This is a genomic window from Thermomonas sp. XSG, from assembly GCF_014678725.1.
Taxonomy (GTDB): Bacteria; Pseudomonadota; Gammaproteobacteria; order Xanthomonadales; family Xanthomonadaceae; genus Thermomonas.
Map to the genome: position 1 here is coordinate 244,876 of NZ_CP061497.1, position 14,331 is coordinate 259,206.

17 protein-coding genes are annotated in these 14,331 nt (G+C 69.6%); 6 read left to right on the top strand and 11 right to left on the bottom strand.

Features of this window, described 5'->3' with window-relative positions:
- Positions 1 to 10 precede the first annotated feature (10 nt).
- Positions 11 to 775, top strand: coding sequence for an ABC transporter permease (locus ICG51_RS01125; RefSeq protein ID WP_223809482.1), 765 nt, complete (start codon positions 11 to 13; stop codon positions 773 to 775).
- A gap of 25 nt (positions 776 to 800) precedes the next feature.
- Here ICG51_RS01125 and ICG51_RS01130 read toward each other — a convergent pair whose 3' ends face one another.
- Positions 801 to 1,715, bottom strand: coding sequence for a M14 family metallocarboxypeptidase (locus tag ICG51_RS01130; protein WP_190281160.1), 915 nt, complete (start codon positions 1,713 to 1,715; stop codon positions 801 to 803).
- A gap of 116 nt (positions 1,716 to 1,831) precedes the next feature.
- Here ICG51_RS01130 and ICG51_RS01135 point away from each other — a divergent pair, with 116 nt between their 5' ends.
- The gene (locus ICG51_RS01135; protein ID WP_223809483.1) at positions 1,832 to 2,962 is read left to right on the top strand and encodes an NAD(P)/FAD-dependent oxidoreductase; all 1,131 of its coding nucleotides are present in this window, start codon (positions 1,832 to 1,834) and stop codon (positions 2,960 to 2,962) included.
- A gap of 15 nt (positions 2,963 to 2,977) precedes the next feature.
- Here ICG51_RS01135 and ICG51_RS01140 read toward each other — a convergent pair whose 3' ends face one another.
- From ICG51_RS01140 to ICG51_RS01150, 3 genes are all read right to left on the bottom strand, one after another.
- Positions 2,978 to 3,211 carry a hypothetical protein gene (locus ICG51_RS01140; protein WP_190281161.1) on the bottom strand — a complete coding sequence of 78 codons (234 nt, stop codon included), beginning with the start codon at positions 3,209 to 3,211 and terminating at the stop codon, positions 2,978 to 2,980.
- Positions 3,212 to 3,306: 95 nt separating this feature from the next.
- The gene (locus tag ICG51_RS01145) at positions 3,307 to 3,846 is read right to left on the bottom strand and encodes a cytochrome b (protein ID WP_190281162.1); all 540 of its coding nucleotides are present in this window, start codon (positions 3,844 to 3,846) and stop codon (positions 3,307 to 3,309) included.
- 63 nt (positions 3,847 to 3,909) lie between these two features.
- Positions 3,910 to 4,818, bottom strand: coding sequence for an acyltransferase (locus ICG51_RS01150; RefSeq protein WP_190281163.1), 909 nt, complete (start codon positions 4,816 to 4,818; stop codon positions 3,910 to 3,912).
- A 79-nt stretch (positions 4,819 to 4,897) separates the two neighbouring features.
- Between ICG51_RS01150 and ICG51_RS01155 the strand changes: the two genes are divergently transcribed.
- Both ICG51_RS01155 and ICG51_RS01160 read left to right on the top strand, forming a co-directional pair.
- Entirely contained in the window at positions 4,898 to 5,749 is an 852-nt protein-coding gene (locus ICG51_RS01155) for an MnmC family methyltransferase (RefSeq protein WP_190281164.1), read from the top strand.
- A 109-nt stretch (positions 5,750 to 5,858) separates the two neighbouring features.
- The gene (locus ICG51_RS01160; protein ID WP_190281165.1) at positions 5,859 to 6,680 is read left to right on the top strand and encodes a hypothetical protein; all 822 of its coding nucleotides are present in this window, start codon (positions 5,859 to 5,861) and stop codon (positions 6,678 to 6,680) included.
- Positions 6,681 to 6,697: 17 nt separating this feature from the next.
- Here ICG51_RS01160 and ICG51_RS01165 read toward each other — a convergent pair whose 3' ends face one another.
- The 6 genes from ICG51_RS01165 to deoC all read right to left on the bottom strand — a co-directional run bounded on the left by ICG51_RS01165 (position 6,698) and on the right by deoC (position 10,895).
- Complete coding sequence (locus tag ICG51_RS01165; protein ID WP_190281166.1) at positions 6,698 to 7,312, bottom strand: FmdE family protein; 615 nt, start codon at positions 7,310 to 7,312, stop codon at positions 6,698 to 6,700.
- A gap of 18 nt (positions 7,313 to 7,330) precedes the next feature.
- Positions 7,331 to 7,597 carry a DUF2249 domain-containing protein gene (locus ICG51_RS01170; protein ID WP_190281167.1) on the bottom strand — a complete coding sequence of 89 codons (267 nt, stop codon included), beginning with the start codon at positions 7,595 to 7,597 and terminating at the stop codon, positions 7,331 to 7,333.
- A 137-nt stretch (positions 7,598 to 7,734) separates the two neighbouring features.
- Positions 7,735 to 8,181, bottom strand: a complete 447-nt coding sequence (locus tag ICG51_RS01175) for a hypothetical protein (RefSeq protein ID WP_190281168.1) — start codon at positions 8,179 to 8,181, stop codon at positions 7,735 to 7,737.
- Positions 8,182 to 8,240: 59 nt separating this feature from the next.
- The gene (gene deoD, locus ICG51_RS01180; protein ID WP_190281169.1) at positions 8,241 to 8,945 is read right to left on the bottom strand and encodes a purine-nucleoside phosphorylase; all 705 of its coding nucleotides are present in this window, start codon (positions 8,943 to 8,945) and stop codon (positions 8,241 to 8,243) included.
- A gap of 3 nt (positions 8,946 to 8,948) precedes the next feature.
- A complete protein-coding gene (locus ICG51_RS01185) occupies positions 8,949 to 10,154 on the bottom strand; it encodes a phosphopentomutase (protein ID WP_190281170.1) in 1,206 nt (401 codons plus the stop codon).
- Between the two features lie 3 nt (positions 10,155 to 10,157).
- Positions 10,158 to 10,895: a deoxyribose-phosphate aldolase gene (gene deoC / locus ICG51_RS01190; protein WP_190281171.1), complete on the bottom strand. Its 738-nt coding sequence runs from the start codon at positions 10,893 to 10,895 to the stop codon at positions 10,158 to 10,160.
- A gap of 138 nt (positions 10,896 to 11,033) precedes the next feature.
- On the opposite strand from deoC, the gene ICG51_RS01195 reads away from it, so the two are divergent.
- Entirely contained in the window at positions 11,034 to 11,876 is an 843-nt protein-coding gene (locus ICG51_RS01195; RefSeq protein WP_190281172.1) for a sensor domain-containing diguanylate cyclase, read from the top strand.
- A 29-nt stretch (positions 11,877 to 11,905) separates the two neighbouring features.
- Here ICG51_RS01195 and ICG51_RS01200 read toward each other — a convergent pair whose 3' ends face one another.
- Entirely contained in the window at positions 11,906 to 12,634 is a 729-nt protein-coding gene (locus tag ICG51_RS01200; RefSeq protein ID WP_190281173.1) for a hypothetical protein, read from the bottom strand.
- Between the two features lie 156 nt (positions 12,635 to 12,790).
- Here ICG51_RS01200 and ICG51_RS01205 point away from each other — a divergent pair, with 156 nt between their 5' ends.
- Complete coding sequence (locus tag ICG51_RS01205; protein ID WP_190281174.1) at positions 12,791 to 14,317, top strand: hypothetical protein; 1,527 nt, start codon at positions 12,791 to 12,793, stop codon at positions 14,315 to 14,317.
- Positions 14,318 to 14,331: the final 14 nt, after the last annotated feature.

A 14,331-nucleotide genomic window follows, 5' to 3' on the forward strand; every position in this document is an offset into this window, starting at 1 on the left:
GAGAATTCCGATGTCCACCCATACCTGTGTGTTCGCTCCCCCGCGCCTGCGCACCGCGCTGGCGGTCGAGGCCTACAAGCTCCGCCGGTCGCTGGCGCTGCTGCTTGCCGCGATTGCGCCGCTGCTGATCGCGGTTTTCATGTTCTTCAACCTCACCCGCTTCGACAAACCCGGCTCCTGGGCAATGGCGCTGCAGTCTTCCGCCGCGATCTGGGCGTTCTTCATGCTGCCGATGTGCACCACCGCGCTGACCGCGCTGATGGCGCAGGCCGAGCATGGTCCGCGCACCTGGGAGCACCTGCGTGCCCTGCCGGTGCCGCGCTGGCATCTGTACGCCGCCAAGGCCATCTGCGCGCTGGCCATGGTGGTGCTGATGAGCCTGCTGCTGGCGGTGCTGGCGCCGCTGGCCGTGCTGGCGGCCGGCTGGGCCAAGCCGGCCGCGGCGGTCGCCGATGCGCCCGATTTCGCCGCCTACCTGCTGCTGCTCGGGCGCATCTTCCTGGCCGCATGGCTGATGGTGGCGGTGCAGCTGTGGATGGCACTGCGCCATGCCAGCTTCGTGCCGGCATTGGCGCTGGGCATCGGCGGCACCTTCTTCGCCGTAGTCGCCACCTCGGCCAAGGTCGGCGTGCTGATGCCCTGGCAGACGCCTGTCAACCAGCTGGCCAGCGACCCCTCGCGCGCGGCCTTGGCGCTGGCAGTGGGTTTCTTCGGCGGCTGCGCCGCTTTCACGCTGATGCTGTGGCGGATGAGCCGCCGCGAGATGCCGGCCTGAGCCTGCCGCTTGTCCGCGCTGGCGCTCAGCGATGCGCCAGCGCGAAGTCCAGCGCCGCGCGCACCGCCGCCGCTTGGGCGTCGTTGCACTGCTGCGGGTTGGCGCGGGGGCTGTCGGGATAGACCTCGGTGGTGGTGACGAAGCGCGCGTCGGTGATGCCGGCGCACAGCCCGAGCGCGCGGCAGTCGTACTCGATCACGCCCGGCGCCACCACGGGGGAGCCGATGATGGTGCCGTCCGGGTCGGCCGGCGCGATGTGGGTCACCTTCGCCACCTCGGCGTTGATCGCCTGCTGGAAGGCCGGCTCCGGGCGGGCGCTGTCGGCGCACAGGTAGAAGCCGTCGGGGATCGTGCCGGGCTCGAACGGCTTGCCATCGCGCGCGGCCAGCGACGGGCGGAATTCGGTTTCGTCGCTGTCGGTGGTTTCGTGCAGGTCGATGTGCACCAGCACGCGATCGCCAAGCGAACGCAGCAGCGCCCACAGCGCGGCCGATTCGGTGGCCGGGCTGTCGGCACGGAAGTTGCGGTTGGGATCCAGCGCCTGTGCGTTCCAGCGGTGGATGCGCTCGTACGCCCACGGGCTGACGCAGGGCGCGACCAGCAAGTTGGCGCGGCCTGCATACCCGGCCGCGTGGCGCTCCGCGAACTGCAGCGCGCCGTGCACGCCGCTGGTCTCGTAGCCGTGCACCCCGCCGGTCACCACCGCCACCGGCAGTGCTTCGTCCCAGTTGCGGCTGCGCATCGCGAACAGCGGATAGCGGCCATCGGCGCCGCAGTCCACCTCGCCGTACTGCGCGACGTCGAAGCGGCTACGCAGCGCATCGATCCGGCCCAGCACCTCGTCGGCATAGCTGCGCTTCTTCGCCTGCAGCGCGCGCCACTGCGCTTTTTCCGCATCGCCCCAGGGCTGGCCCGGGGTGCCGATCGTGTATGCGTCCATCGCGTCTTCCCTGCAATCGAATCGATCCGCATTTTCGCACCTCGCGAGGGGCCGCGGCCGCGACTTCAATTCCGCTTCACGCACGCGCCATCGCCGGTTCGCGCCTGGATCCCATCTTGGGGGGCCTCCCTGCCACCGAGCACCCCATGTGGAATGCCAGCGAATTCGATTTCGACCTGATCGTGGTCGGCGCCAGTTTCGCCGGCGCTGCCTGCGCCATTGCCGCCGCCAGGCGCGGGCTGCGCGTCTGCGTGCTGGAACGCAAGCGCGACCCCGGCGACAAGCTGCGCACCACCGGCATCATCGTGAAGGAAGCGGCGGAACGCACGCTGTTGCAACGGATCCCGGCGTCGCTGACGCGCCGCACCGAAGCGGTGCGCCTGTACGCGCCCAGCCTGAAGCAGGTGGCGCTGGCCGCGCCCGGCTGCTACTTCCTGACCACCGACACGCCGGCGGTGATGCGCTGGCTGGCCGGGCAGCTGCGCGAACACGGCGCCGAGTTGCGACTGGGCTGTGCGTTCACCGATGCGGCGCGCATCGACGGCGGCTGGCAGGTGCAGGGCGTGGGCCGCAGCCGCTATCTGGTCGGCGCCGACGGGGCGCGTTCGCGGGTGGCGCGGCGCTGCGGACTGGGGGAGGTGCGGCAGTTCCTCTACGGGATCGAGTACGAGTTTCCGGGTGCGAAGCTGGCCGATCCCGAGGCCCTGCACTGCTTCATCAGCAAGCGCTATGCGCCCGGCTACATCGGCTGGCTGGCGCAGAACCCACGCGGCGTGCAGGCGGGCCTGGCACTGCGCCACGATCCCGCCAACGCGCGGGTACCGGACATCGACGGCTTCCTGCTGCGGGTGGGCATCGCCGGCGGCCTGCCGCGCCACCTGCGGGCCGGCCATACCCGCGCGGGGCTGATTCCCTGCAGCGGGCCGGTGGACTGCATCGCCCGCGACGGCGCCATGCTTGTCGGCGACGCGGCCGGGATCGTCTCGCCGGTCACGGCCGGTGGGATCCATTCGGCATGGGAGCATGGCGACGCGGTCGGCGCCGCCATCGCCGCGCACCTGCGCGATGGCGGCCCACCGCCGGAAGAGGTGGCCATCGATGCGGCGCCGCGCTTCCGCGCCAAGCGCGCGTTGCGCTGGATGTACGACCGCCTCCAGTTCGACTGGCCGTTCGACCTGCTGCTGCATTCACCGCCGTTGCGCTGGGTGGCCGAACAGGTGTACTTCCACAGGCGCGGCGCCGGCTGAGCGCGCAAGCACCGCTCAGCCGCTGCAATCGCCACAACACAGCGAAGCTAGCTGCTCCACTTCGGCGGGCGGATAGCCCGCCTGCGCCAGCACCGACGCCAGTTGGTCGCCGCTCATCCACACCGTGGCGCGCAACGCGCCATCGGCGGGGTCGCGGTCCACGATCGCTGCCGGATCAACCTCGTGCAGCGCATCGTCGATCACCGCCATGTCCGGCGCATCCGCCGCCAGCCGGATCCTGAATTCCATGGGCATCTCCAACGCGCGCCACCACGGCGCCATCGGGGCATCCTGCGCCGCGCCGGCCTGCCCCGCCCTGACGGAGGTCAAGCCACTACATCCGCTTACAACATCCGCTTCAGCGTGTCGTCGCGACGGAAGGCGTGGTGCCAGATCGCCGCCAGCACGTGCAGGCCGATCACCCAGTAGAACGCTTCGCCGATGGTGCCGTGCAGGTCTTCCAGCGTGTGCGCCAGCGCTTCGTTCTCGGGCAGCAGCGCCGGCAGCGCCAGCCCGGTGAACGGGATCATCACCGCCTTGCCATCGCTCCATGCGGTGGCCATGCCCAGCAACGGCATGACGATGAAGAACGCATACAGCGCCAGGTGGATCAGCTTCGATGCCAGCGCGCTGAAGCGGTCCAGCGGCGGCGTCACCGGCGGCGCCGGGTTGCGCACGCGACCGGCCAGCCGCCACCACACCAGCAGGAACACCGCGATGCCGACCCAGAAATGCCCCTGCACCATCGCCGCGCGCCCGTCGCTGCCGCGCGGGAACAGGCCGCGCTGCTCGATCAGCAGGTAAGCGGCAAGGATCAGCAGCGCCATCAGCCAATGCAGGCGGCGCAGGACGGGGGCGTAACGCGGGCGGGCGATGGCGTTCATGGCGCGGCTCCTGCAGTGATGACCGGACTATGCGCCGGTCGGGCATGGAAGTCTTGACTTCGATCAATTACGCCCATCGCCCGGCGCGGCTGAGGTAGCCCCTAGCAGCGCGGCCAGATCCTCGTCCTTTTCGCGCCACAGGCCGTTCATCCACTGCTGGAAGCGCACCCGGAACTCGCGATCGCCCTGGTAATCGCCCCCAACCAATTCGGTCGGGATCGGCCGCTGCCGCACCTGCACCCGCACCTCGGGCACGCGGTCGGCCAGCAGGTCTACCAGCGAAGGCCGCCCGGCCGGATAGGCGATGGAGACATCCAGGATCGCGTGCAGGCCCTCGCCCATCGCGTCCAGCACGAACGCCACCCCGCCGGACTTCGGCTTGAGCAGGTGGCGGTATGGCGAGCCCTGCTTGGCATGCTTGTCGTCGGTGAAGCGGGTGCCTTCGACGAAATTCATGATCGCCACCGGAATCGCCCGGAACTTGTCGCAGGCACGGCGGGTGGCTTCGATGTCGCGCCCGGCCAGCGCCGGGTTTTTCGCCACCTGCCGCGGCGTGTAGCGGCCCATGAACGGGAAATCCAGCGCCCACCATGCCAGTCCCAGCAACGGCACCCAGAACAACTGGCGCTTGAGGAAGAAACGCAGCAGCGGGATGCGCCGGTTGAACACCTTCTGCAGCACCAGGATGTCGACCCAGCTCTGGTGATTCGCAAGCACCAGATAGTGGCCATCGAGCTGCAGGTCGGCGTCGCCACGCAGGCTCAGCCGGGTACGGGTGAAGGTATCCCACAGCCAGTTGTTGAAGCCGATCCAGCTTGCCGCAAGTCCGGTCAGCAGCGGATTGCAGGCGGCGCGCAGGCGCGGCAGCGGCAGCACCACCTTCAGCAGCGCGATAGCGAGCAGCGGGATGACGTGCAGCACGGTGCTGGCGGCGATCAGCAGGAACAGCAGCGCAAGACGGAACGGCAGCATCGGTGGGCAAGGCGACGGAACCAGCGCTCATTGTCGCGGAAAACCAGGCGATATTTCAGCCCGCCGGTATCATGCGCGCATGTCCACGCCGAACGCGCCGCGCTATGCCGGCCCCCTGCTCACGCGCGCCACGGGCGACGCACTGACCGCCGCGCATGCGGCCGGCCACGCCACCTGGCGGGGGTCGCTGGACCTGGGGCGCAGCCACGGCGAGGCGCAACTGGGCGCCGAACACTGGCATTGGCAGGACATCGCCTACCCCTACCCCGGCAAGCTCAAGGACCGCACCCTGTACTGGTGGGACGGCGATGCATTCGCACCGGTGTCGCGCTACGCCGGCAAGCTGATCAAGCTGGTGCCGACCGACTGGCAGGTGCCGACATTCGAGATCGACGGCATCAAGATGCTGCCCACCTTGAAGGAATCGCCGCTGGACGACGCGCGCCGCAAGGTGGCACTGGTGCAGCCTGCGGGCAAGACCGTGCTGGATACCTGCGGCGGGCTGGGCTATTTCGCCGCCTGCTGCCTCGACGCCGGGGTGGCGCGCCTGCAGTCGTTCGAGAAGAACGAGGACGTGCTGTGGCTGCGCACCATCAACCCGTGGTCGCCCGATCCCGAGGCAAGCGGCGGGCGCCTGCAGCTGGCCCATGCCGACGTATCGCAGGCCATCACGACGCTGCCTGACGCGGCGTTCGATGCCGTCCTGCACGACCCTCCGCGCTTCGGCATCGCCGGCGAACTCTATTCGCTGGCGTTCTACCAACAGCTGGCGCGGGTGCTGCGCAAGGGCGGGCGCCTGTTCCACTACACCGGCAGCCCCAACAAACTGACCAGCGGGCGCGACGTGCCGCGCGAAGTGGCAAAGCGCCTGGAAACCGCCGGCCTCAAGGCGGAACTCGCGCTGGACGGCGTGCTGGCGGTCCGGCGCTGACGCATCGGCACCGTTCACGGCGTAGGCAGGACGTCACCCTGCCCGCCGGCACTGCCGGGGCTGCACCGGCCCGGCTGGAATAGGCATCCGCCTCCCACGCCCTGATCCCATGCGCGCACGCCATATCGTCCTGTCGTTTGCCCTCGCCTTGACCGGAGGCACCGCCGGCGCCGCCAGCCCCGTCCGCGTGAATCCCGCCGACCTGCATCTGGACAGCCTGCGCCCGGCGACGATGACCTATCTCGTCTACATGCGCGGCGGCGCCGGCAGCGGCATCAAGCGCACAATGCTGGCCACCAGCGAGGTCAGGCGCGAACGGCACGCCGGCCAGGACGCTTGGGTGATCGAGCAGCACTGGGAGGACGAGAGCGGCACGGTCCACACCGCCCGCACCGTGCACGCAGCGAAGGATGCGGCAACACTCTCGCAGACCAGCAGCTGGACGCGCCCGGACCGCCGCCTGAGTACCGTCGTCGAACCGGCAAGCGGACGCGGCAGCATCGAAGGTGACCTGCCCGAGGCCTCGCGCAAGGCCATGGAAGCGGGTTTCGCCGCGATGCGGGGCGGCTGGTGGATGAACTGGCATTCCGACCTCACCCTGCTGCCGCTGCTGCCCTATGAAAAGGGCGGCACGCTGCGCATCCGCCTGTTCGACGTCGGCATGGCCGCACCGATGGACGTGGACTACACGGTGCTGGGCGAACGCACGCTGACGGGCGCCGATGGCCGGCGCCACGACTGCTGGCTGGTGGAAACCGAAAGCGGCAAGCCCGGCAGCGGCAATTTCCAGCGCTTCTGGATCGACAGGGCCAGCCGCGTGGTGGTGAAGGAAGAGGACGTGTTCAACGGCATGTACCGCTCGAAGGTGCTGCTGGACGTGCCGGCCACCATCGAATTCCCGCTGCCCCCGGAAGCCGCCGCGAAGGGCTAGGTCCTCGTCGCTGGCCTTCAGGCGCGGCGCTCGACGCGGATCACCGCCGGATCGTCGGGATGCTCCAGCAGCAGCCGGCGCACCCTGTCCTGCCAGACCGAACCGAACGCCGCTCGCTCCTCGCTGGTGGCATCGGCGGCCAGCGCGCGCACCATGAGCTCGCGCAGCTGAGGCGCTGGCGGGATGCTGGAAAGATCCATCGACAGATGGACGGTGTCGCCAGTGTCGGCACGCCGGAAGCTGGCGATGCTGCTGCGGTCGCCACCGCCGTAGCGCAACAGGTTGTGGCGGGCATACTGCCCGCCGATGCCATGGAAGCCGTTGTTGGCAGCGGCGCCGGTGATGAGGGTGAATACCTGCGCGATGACCCCGGTGGTGCCCTCCACTTCCGCCGCCCCCATGGTCACCACCACGCCGCCGCGTTCCGGCACCGCGTCCGGATACAGCGCGCGCAGACCGGTGCGTGCCATCAGGTAGGCGCCGGCCACCGTGGGGCAGGAATGCCCGGCCAGCCGTACCGCATCGGGGTAGCCGTACTCGATCAGACCGTCGTCCGCCGCCCCCAGCAGTTCGGCCAGCGGGTCGCGCACGAGCAGCCGCGGCGCGTGCGAATAGAAAGCGGGCAGGTGCATCGACAGCCTCTCCTGTGATTACTCTTCCGGCAGGCCGGTGACCCCGAAATCGATCACCACGCCGGCCTGGTCGCGCTGGCGGTATGCCACCGTGACATGTTCGCCGAAACGCTGGCCGATCTGGCCCAGCAGCGGGATCGGATCATGATCGTTGATGAAGCGCATGGTTTCGCCGTTGCGCAGTGCACCCAGCGCGCCGAAGATCGCCGAATGGCGGAAGCGGCGGGCGATGCCGCGCGCATCGAACACATGGACGTTGGGCTCGGGATCGAGATGCATCGACATGGGAATGACTCCTGTTTGCAATGAACAGGGCCATGCTACGCCGCGCCCCAGGCATCGCCTTGACCTGTGTCAGGCGATGCGGAGAGCGGCAGGACGGATCCCGATCCCCGCACCTGCGAGAGCAGACGACGTCCGGTTCAGGGCTTGCAGTCGGCTGCGCTGCGCACGCAGCGGTTGCCGTACACGCACCAGGAATGGCCAGCCGCGCACTGGTCGGAATTCGCCGCCGAGGTACGGCACAAGCCGCTGACCGGTTCGCAGGTGTAGCCGGAGGCGGCACAGTCGTTGCTGGCACCGGCACTGCTGGCGCTGCGCGTGGGCGTCTCGCAATAGGCATGCACCAGGCTGCCGCCCTTGCTGGTCCAGGCGGCAAGCGTGGTCCGCAGGCTGCCGTTTTCTTCGCGCAACTGCTGGTTCCTGGCGCGTTCCTGTTCGTACTGGGTCTTGTAGTCGATCTCGATCGATGCGGCGACCCGCGGTGCCACCATTGGCCGCAGCACCGGTGCGGTCTGGGCGGCCACCGGCGGCGACAGGCCAGGCAGGGCACACAGGGACAGGATGAGGGCGGCGATCAGTCTGCGCATCGGTATTCCCCGGTGAGCGCACCTGGCGTGCGCAGCGCGAGCATAGCGCCGCGCAGCGGTCATGCGTCGGTGCAGGCCAGCGCGAGCCGGGCCACCCGCGCGAGCCCCTGCTCCCGTTCCTCAGGCGGCATGCTGGCGCCGTTGTCGAGATGGTCGCTGACGGCCAGTATCGCCAGCGCGGCGAACCCTTCGCGCATCGCCAGGCCATACAGCCCTGCCGTCTCCATCTCCACGCCGTGGATGCGGTGCCGGCGCAGATGCGCCAGCAGCTGCGGGTCGCCGTCATAGAAGCAGTCGGTGCTGAAAACATGCGCCAACCGAGCCTGGATGCCCTGCGCGCCGGCGGCGTCCACCGCGGCGCGCAGCAGCCCGAAATCCGCGCAGGTGGACAGGTCATGGCCGCCGAACTGCATCCGGTTGAAGCGTGAATCGGTGCTGCCCGACTGCGCCAGCAGCACGTCGCCGACGGCCACCTCGCCAACTCCGCCGCAGGTGCCGACGCGGATGATCCGGCGCACGCCATAACTGCGCACCAGTTCGGTCACGTAGATCGCGGTGGACGGAATGCCCATGCCGCCCCCCATCACCGTCACCGGCCTGCCCTGCCATTGGCCGGTATAGCCCAGCATGTTGCGGCGCGCGTTCACCTGCACCGGGGCCTCGAGCAGTTCCTGCGCGAGGAAGCGCGCCCGTAGCGGATCACCCGGCAGCAGGACCGTGTCGGCGATCGCGCCGACGCCAGCTTCGATATGCGTTGTACTCATGGATCAGTCCGTCAGGAAGCAGCGGCCCGCCGCCAGCGGCGGCAGGCCCAGATGGGTGGCGATGCCCTGGCCGAGGTCGGCAAAGCTGGCGCGCCGGCCCAGCGCGCGCGGCGCCAGTCCGGGACCGAACGCCAGCAGCGGCACGCGTTCGCGGGTGTGGTCGCTGCCCGGCCAGCTGGGGTCGCAGCCGTGGTCGGCGCTGAGCACCAGCAGATCGCCGGGGCGAAGCGCCGCCAGCAGCTCCGGCAGGCGCGCATCGAAATGCTCCAGCGCCGCGGCATAGCCGAGGGCATCGCGCCGGTGGCCGTAGACGCTGTCGAAATCGACGAAATTGGTAGCGACCAGATCGCCCTCGCCCGCCTGCGCCAATGCCGCGAGCGTGGCATCGAGCAGCGCATCGTGGCCGCTCGCCAGCAGCGCCCGGCTCACGCCCCGTGCGGCGAAGATGTCGCTGATCTTGCCGACCGCATGGACCTGCCCACCCTGCGCGCAGACCGCATCCAGCAGGGTCGGCCGCGGCGGCGGCAGCGCGTAGTCGTGGCGGTTGCCGGTACGCCGGAAGTCGTCGGGGCCGTGACCGATGAACGGCCGCGCGATCACCCGGCCGATGTTGTACGGCGCCAGCAACGCGCGCGCGATCCGGCAGACCTGGTACAGGCGCTCCAGCCCGAACGCCTCCTCGTGTGCGGCGATCTGGAAGACCGAATCGGCCGAGGTATAGACGATGGGTTTGCCGCTGGCGATATGCGCCTCCCCCTGTCGCGCGATGATGTCCGTGCCCGACGCATGGCAGTTGCCCAGCACCCCGGGCAGCCCGGCGTCTTCGACCAGCGCCTGCAGCAGCGCCGCCGGGAAGCTGTCCTGCGCCGCCTCGAACAGGCCGAACGGCTCGTGCAGCGTCACCCCGGCGCTTTCCCAGTGGCCGGACGGCGTGTCCTTGCCGCGGGCGCGTTCGTCCATGCAGCCCCACAGCGCCTGCGCGGCTGGCATGTCCTCGAAGCCGGGGGCGGTGCGCCCGCTGGCCAGCGCATGCGCCTGCGGCAGGCCGAGCCGGGTCAGATTCGGAATGCGCAAAGATCCGCGCGGCGCGTGCCCGCAGGCGTCGGCGATATGGCCGAAGGTATCGGCGCCGGCATCGCCATAGTCGGCCGCATCCACGGCGCCGCCGATCCCCAGCGAATCCAGCACCAGCCAGATGGCGCGGGCCACGGTTCAGCCGTCCAGCTCGGCCAGCAGCGCATCGAACAGCGCGCTGGCGCCAATGCGGAAGCGCGCCGGTGTCACCCAGTCCGCACCCAGCCGCGCCTGCGCCAGCGACAGGTAGACCCGCGCATCGGCCAGCGTGCGGATGCCGCCCGCCGCCTTGAAGCCGCAGCGTCCACCGCGCGCGGCGATCGCATCCAGCATCACCGCCGCCGCCTCGGGCGTGGCGTTCACCGGCACCTTGCCGCTGGAGGTCTTGAGGAAGTCCACCCCGGCATCCAGCCCCAATTCGCAGGCCTGCCGGATCAATGCCGGCGTGCCCAGCTCGCCGGTCTCGAGGATCAGCTTGAGCGCGATGTCCGGCCCGCAGGCGCCGCGACAGGCCTCCACGCCGGCGCGCGCGCTCGCCACGTCGCCCGCCTGCAGTGCGCGCCAGGGCAGCACCAGGTCGATCTCGTCGGCGCCGGCGGCAATTGCGCGGCGTGTTTCCCGCGAGATCCGCTGCGGGTCGTCGGCACCCTCGGGGAAGTTCACCACCGTCGCCACCTTCACCGCCGTGCCCGCCAGCGCCTCGCGGGCGGTGGTGATGTGCTCGGGATAGATGCAGACCGCCGCCGGCAGCCCGTGCGCGCTGCGTGCGGCCGCGCACAGCGTGCGGATGCGTGCGGGCGTGTCGTCCTCGCCCAGAGTGGTCAGGTCTAGCAGGCCGAGCACGCGCGCGGCAGGAAACGGTTCGGTGGAAGACATGGCGGGCCCGGTTGCGGATCTTCGCCAGTCTAGGCCGCGCGCTCCGGCCGGGCCTTGATCTGCAGCAAGTTCGCGGCCCGCAGGCGCGACCTGTAGGATTTGGATTACAGTCCGCCGCCCGCCTCAGATGCGCTCTCCATGACCCCAGGCCTGCCCCCGCTATCGCAAGTCCTGGACCTGCTGCCAGATGCGGTCTGCATCGTGGACGAACGCGGCCACCTGCTGTTCGTCAACGCCGCCTTCGAGCGCCTGCTCGGCCACGCCGCCGATGCGGTGCACGGCCGCCTGCTGTTCGACTTCATCCACCCGGACGACCGCGACGCCACCGAGCGACAGGCGCGCGCGCTGATGGCCGGCGGCGGCGAGCGCCATTTCCGCAATCGCTACCTGCACCGGCAGGGCCACGCCGTGGACCTGCTGTGGTCGGCGCACTGGCTGCCCGAACAGCGCCTGCGCATCGGCGTGGCGCGCGAGATCGGCGAACTGCGGCGCGCCGAACGCGAGCTGGAACACCACGCCAACCACGACCCGCTGACCGGACTGGCCAACCGCCGCCGGCTGGAGCAGGCGCTACGCAACGCCTTGGGCGATGCGGCTGAAAGCGGGGGCCAGGTATCGCTGCTTTTCCTCGACCTGACCGGCTTCAAGCAGGTCAACGACCGCGGCGGCCACGAGGCCGGCGACCGCGTCCTGTGCGAGGTGGCAAGGCGGCTGCAGCAGGGCGTGCGCCAGGTCGATCTGGTCGCGCGTGTCGGCGGTGACGAATTCGTGGTGCTGCTGCCCGGCTGCGACGCCGAACATGCCCGCGGCATGGCACAGCAACTGTGCCAGCAACTGCGCGTGCCGTGCACGCTGGGCGATGGCCCGCTGCGGATGCACGCCAGCATCGGCATCGCCACCTTCCCGGCCGACGCCCAGACCCCGGAAGCGCTGCTCGCGCACGCGGACAAGGCGATGTACGCCAGCCGCGTTTGCCGCTGAGGCGCTGAGGCGCTGAGGCGCTGCCTGCGTCAGCGGATATTGGAGACGGAGTTCTTGGCGGTATCGTGCCTGGTCCTGAGCACCCCGCCCTGCACGCTGAACACCAGCTCGACCTTCACCTTCGGCGGCGCAGCCCGCACTTGCGTCTTCAAGGTGTCCTTCAACCCGCTGCCGGCGCGCTCGGCGACCACTACCAGCAGGTAGTCGCCGTCGGCCAGCGGCTGGGTGATGTCGAAGGCACCAGCCGAAGCACGCCGGCTGGGCAGCGGCGCAGGCGCAGACTCCTCCGGCACCGGCTTTGCGGCAGGTGCCGCCATGCGCCCGCTGGCGGCGTAGGAGGCAGCTGCGGCCCCGCCACCCTGCCCCGCCAGCGATGACACGGCCGCCGAAACGATGCTGCCGCCCGGTAGCGCGCCGCCCAGCAATGCCTGCCGTCCCGCCGGATCCAGCGGCGACATCCGCAGCGCGCCCAGGTCCGCACGCACGCCGTCGCCCCCCGGCAACGCGATGAAGCAGGCTTCGCCGCCGCAGCCGATGTCGATCTTCAACGTCGCGCCCTGCGCCAGCGCGCTGCCGGCGGCGTGCAGCCCGGCGTTGACCTTCTCACCGAACGTCGCGCCCTGGGTCTGCCTGGCCACCGTCACGTTCATCGAAATGCGATTCGGCATCGAACCGTTGATGCCATTGATGCCACTTGCCGCGCTGGCGGGCAATGCCAGCGCCAGCGCCACTACGCCGATCGGAAGGAACGCCTTCATGTCGCCACCCGGGTCTGCCTGACTGTGGGCGAGACTACGCGCGCACCGGCGGCAGGCGTCAAGCACCGTTCGTCGCTGGCCGGTCCCGGATTGGGGGGCCGTTCACCTGTCCGGGGGATTCACAACGACCATGCGGCCACGCCGCAGGAGCGCGCGATGCCCAGGATCGAACGGCCCTTCTTCCCCATCATCTACGTCCGCGGCTATGCGATGACGCGCGACGAGATCGTACAGACCACCTCGACGCCCTACATGGGATTCGAGGCAGGTTCCACCAAGATCCGCCAGGCGCAGGACGGTAGCATCGTCAAGTTCGTGTTCGAGTCGCCGCTGGTGCGGTTGATGAAGGACTACGGCTATCGCGACGTCTATGCCGCCGGCGCGGAACAGGCCGACAAGCTGCCAGCGCGCAGCGTCGTCATCCACCGCTATTACGACGAGGCCGACCCCGCCTTCGGCGCCGGCAAGGCACTCTCCATTCCCGAAGCGGCGGCGGCGCTCGGCCGCCGAGTCGCGCAGCTGCGCGACAGCGTCTGCGGCAACGACGCGGCAGCGCGCAAGGCGTTCCGCGTGTATCTGGTCGCACACTCGATGGGCGGACTGATCTGCCGCTGCCTGCTGCAGAACCCGGACGTCGCCAGCGCCGACGTACGGGCGCTGGTGGACAAGGTGTTCACCTACGCCACACCGCACAACGGCATCGAACTGGGCGGCATCAACGTGCCCAGCTTCCTGTCGATGAACGACATGAACAATTTCAGCCGCCCGGTGATGGCCAAGTACCTGAAGGTGCCCAAGGACAGGGTCAACACGCTGGGCGACTCGGGGTTTCCGCCCGAACGCTTCTTCTGCCTCGTCGGCACCAACAGCCGCGACTACGCGGTGGCGCACGGCCTTTCCTCGCTGGCCGTCGGGCAGATGAGCGATGGGCTGGTGCGGATCGAGAACGCCTACGTGGCCGGCGCCCCGCGTGCGTTCGTGCATCGCAGCCACAGCGGCTATTTCGGCATCGTCAATTCCGAAGAGGGCTACCAGAACCTCGCACGCTTCCTGTTCGGCGACCTGTGCGCCACCGGCAGGCTGGATATCGAAGCGCTGCCCTTCCCGCCCGAGATCGAGCGCGCGCGCAAGGCCGGCAAGAAAATCGAATCGTCGTACTACATCGAAGCCACGGTGGCCCCGCGCGGCGCCTACACCTACGACCTGACCGCGCGCACCAAGGGCCAGGAGAGCGCGGTGCGGCGGCAATATTCGGAGTTGTTCGACAACGACGGCAATCTGATCCGCAACGCCCGCGCGCCCACCCTGTTCTCGGTGTTTCTCGACACCTCGAAGATCACCGCCGGCAGCGAGGTGGCGTTCTCGATCGAGCTGGCGGTGTCGAACGCCGGCTACGAGGTCGACGGCGCGCTGTTCCTGAAACAGCACATCCCGGGCGAATACCTGTTCCGCAACACGCTGGTGCTGTTCGCCAAGCAGGACGAAAGCGGCGAGTGGAAGCTGCGCTATGTCTGGGCCGACGAGCATTGGGCCACCGGGCCCAAGACCGAGGCCGAGGTGCTGGCCCTCGGCAAGAAGGCCATCGGCATCGCGCAGCAGGCGCCCTCCGCATTCTCGATCCCGATGACGTCGCCGAAAGGGTTCCGCGCGGCGCTGCAGATCGCGCTGTCGGCCTGGACGTGAAGGCGCGCGTCGAT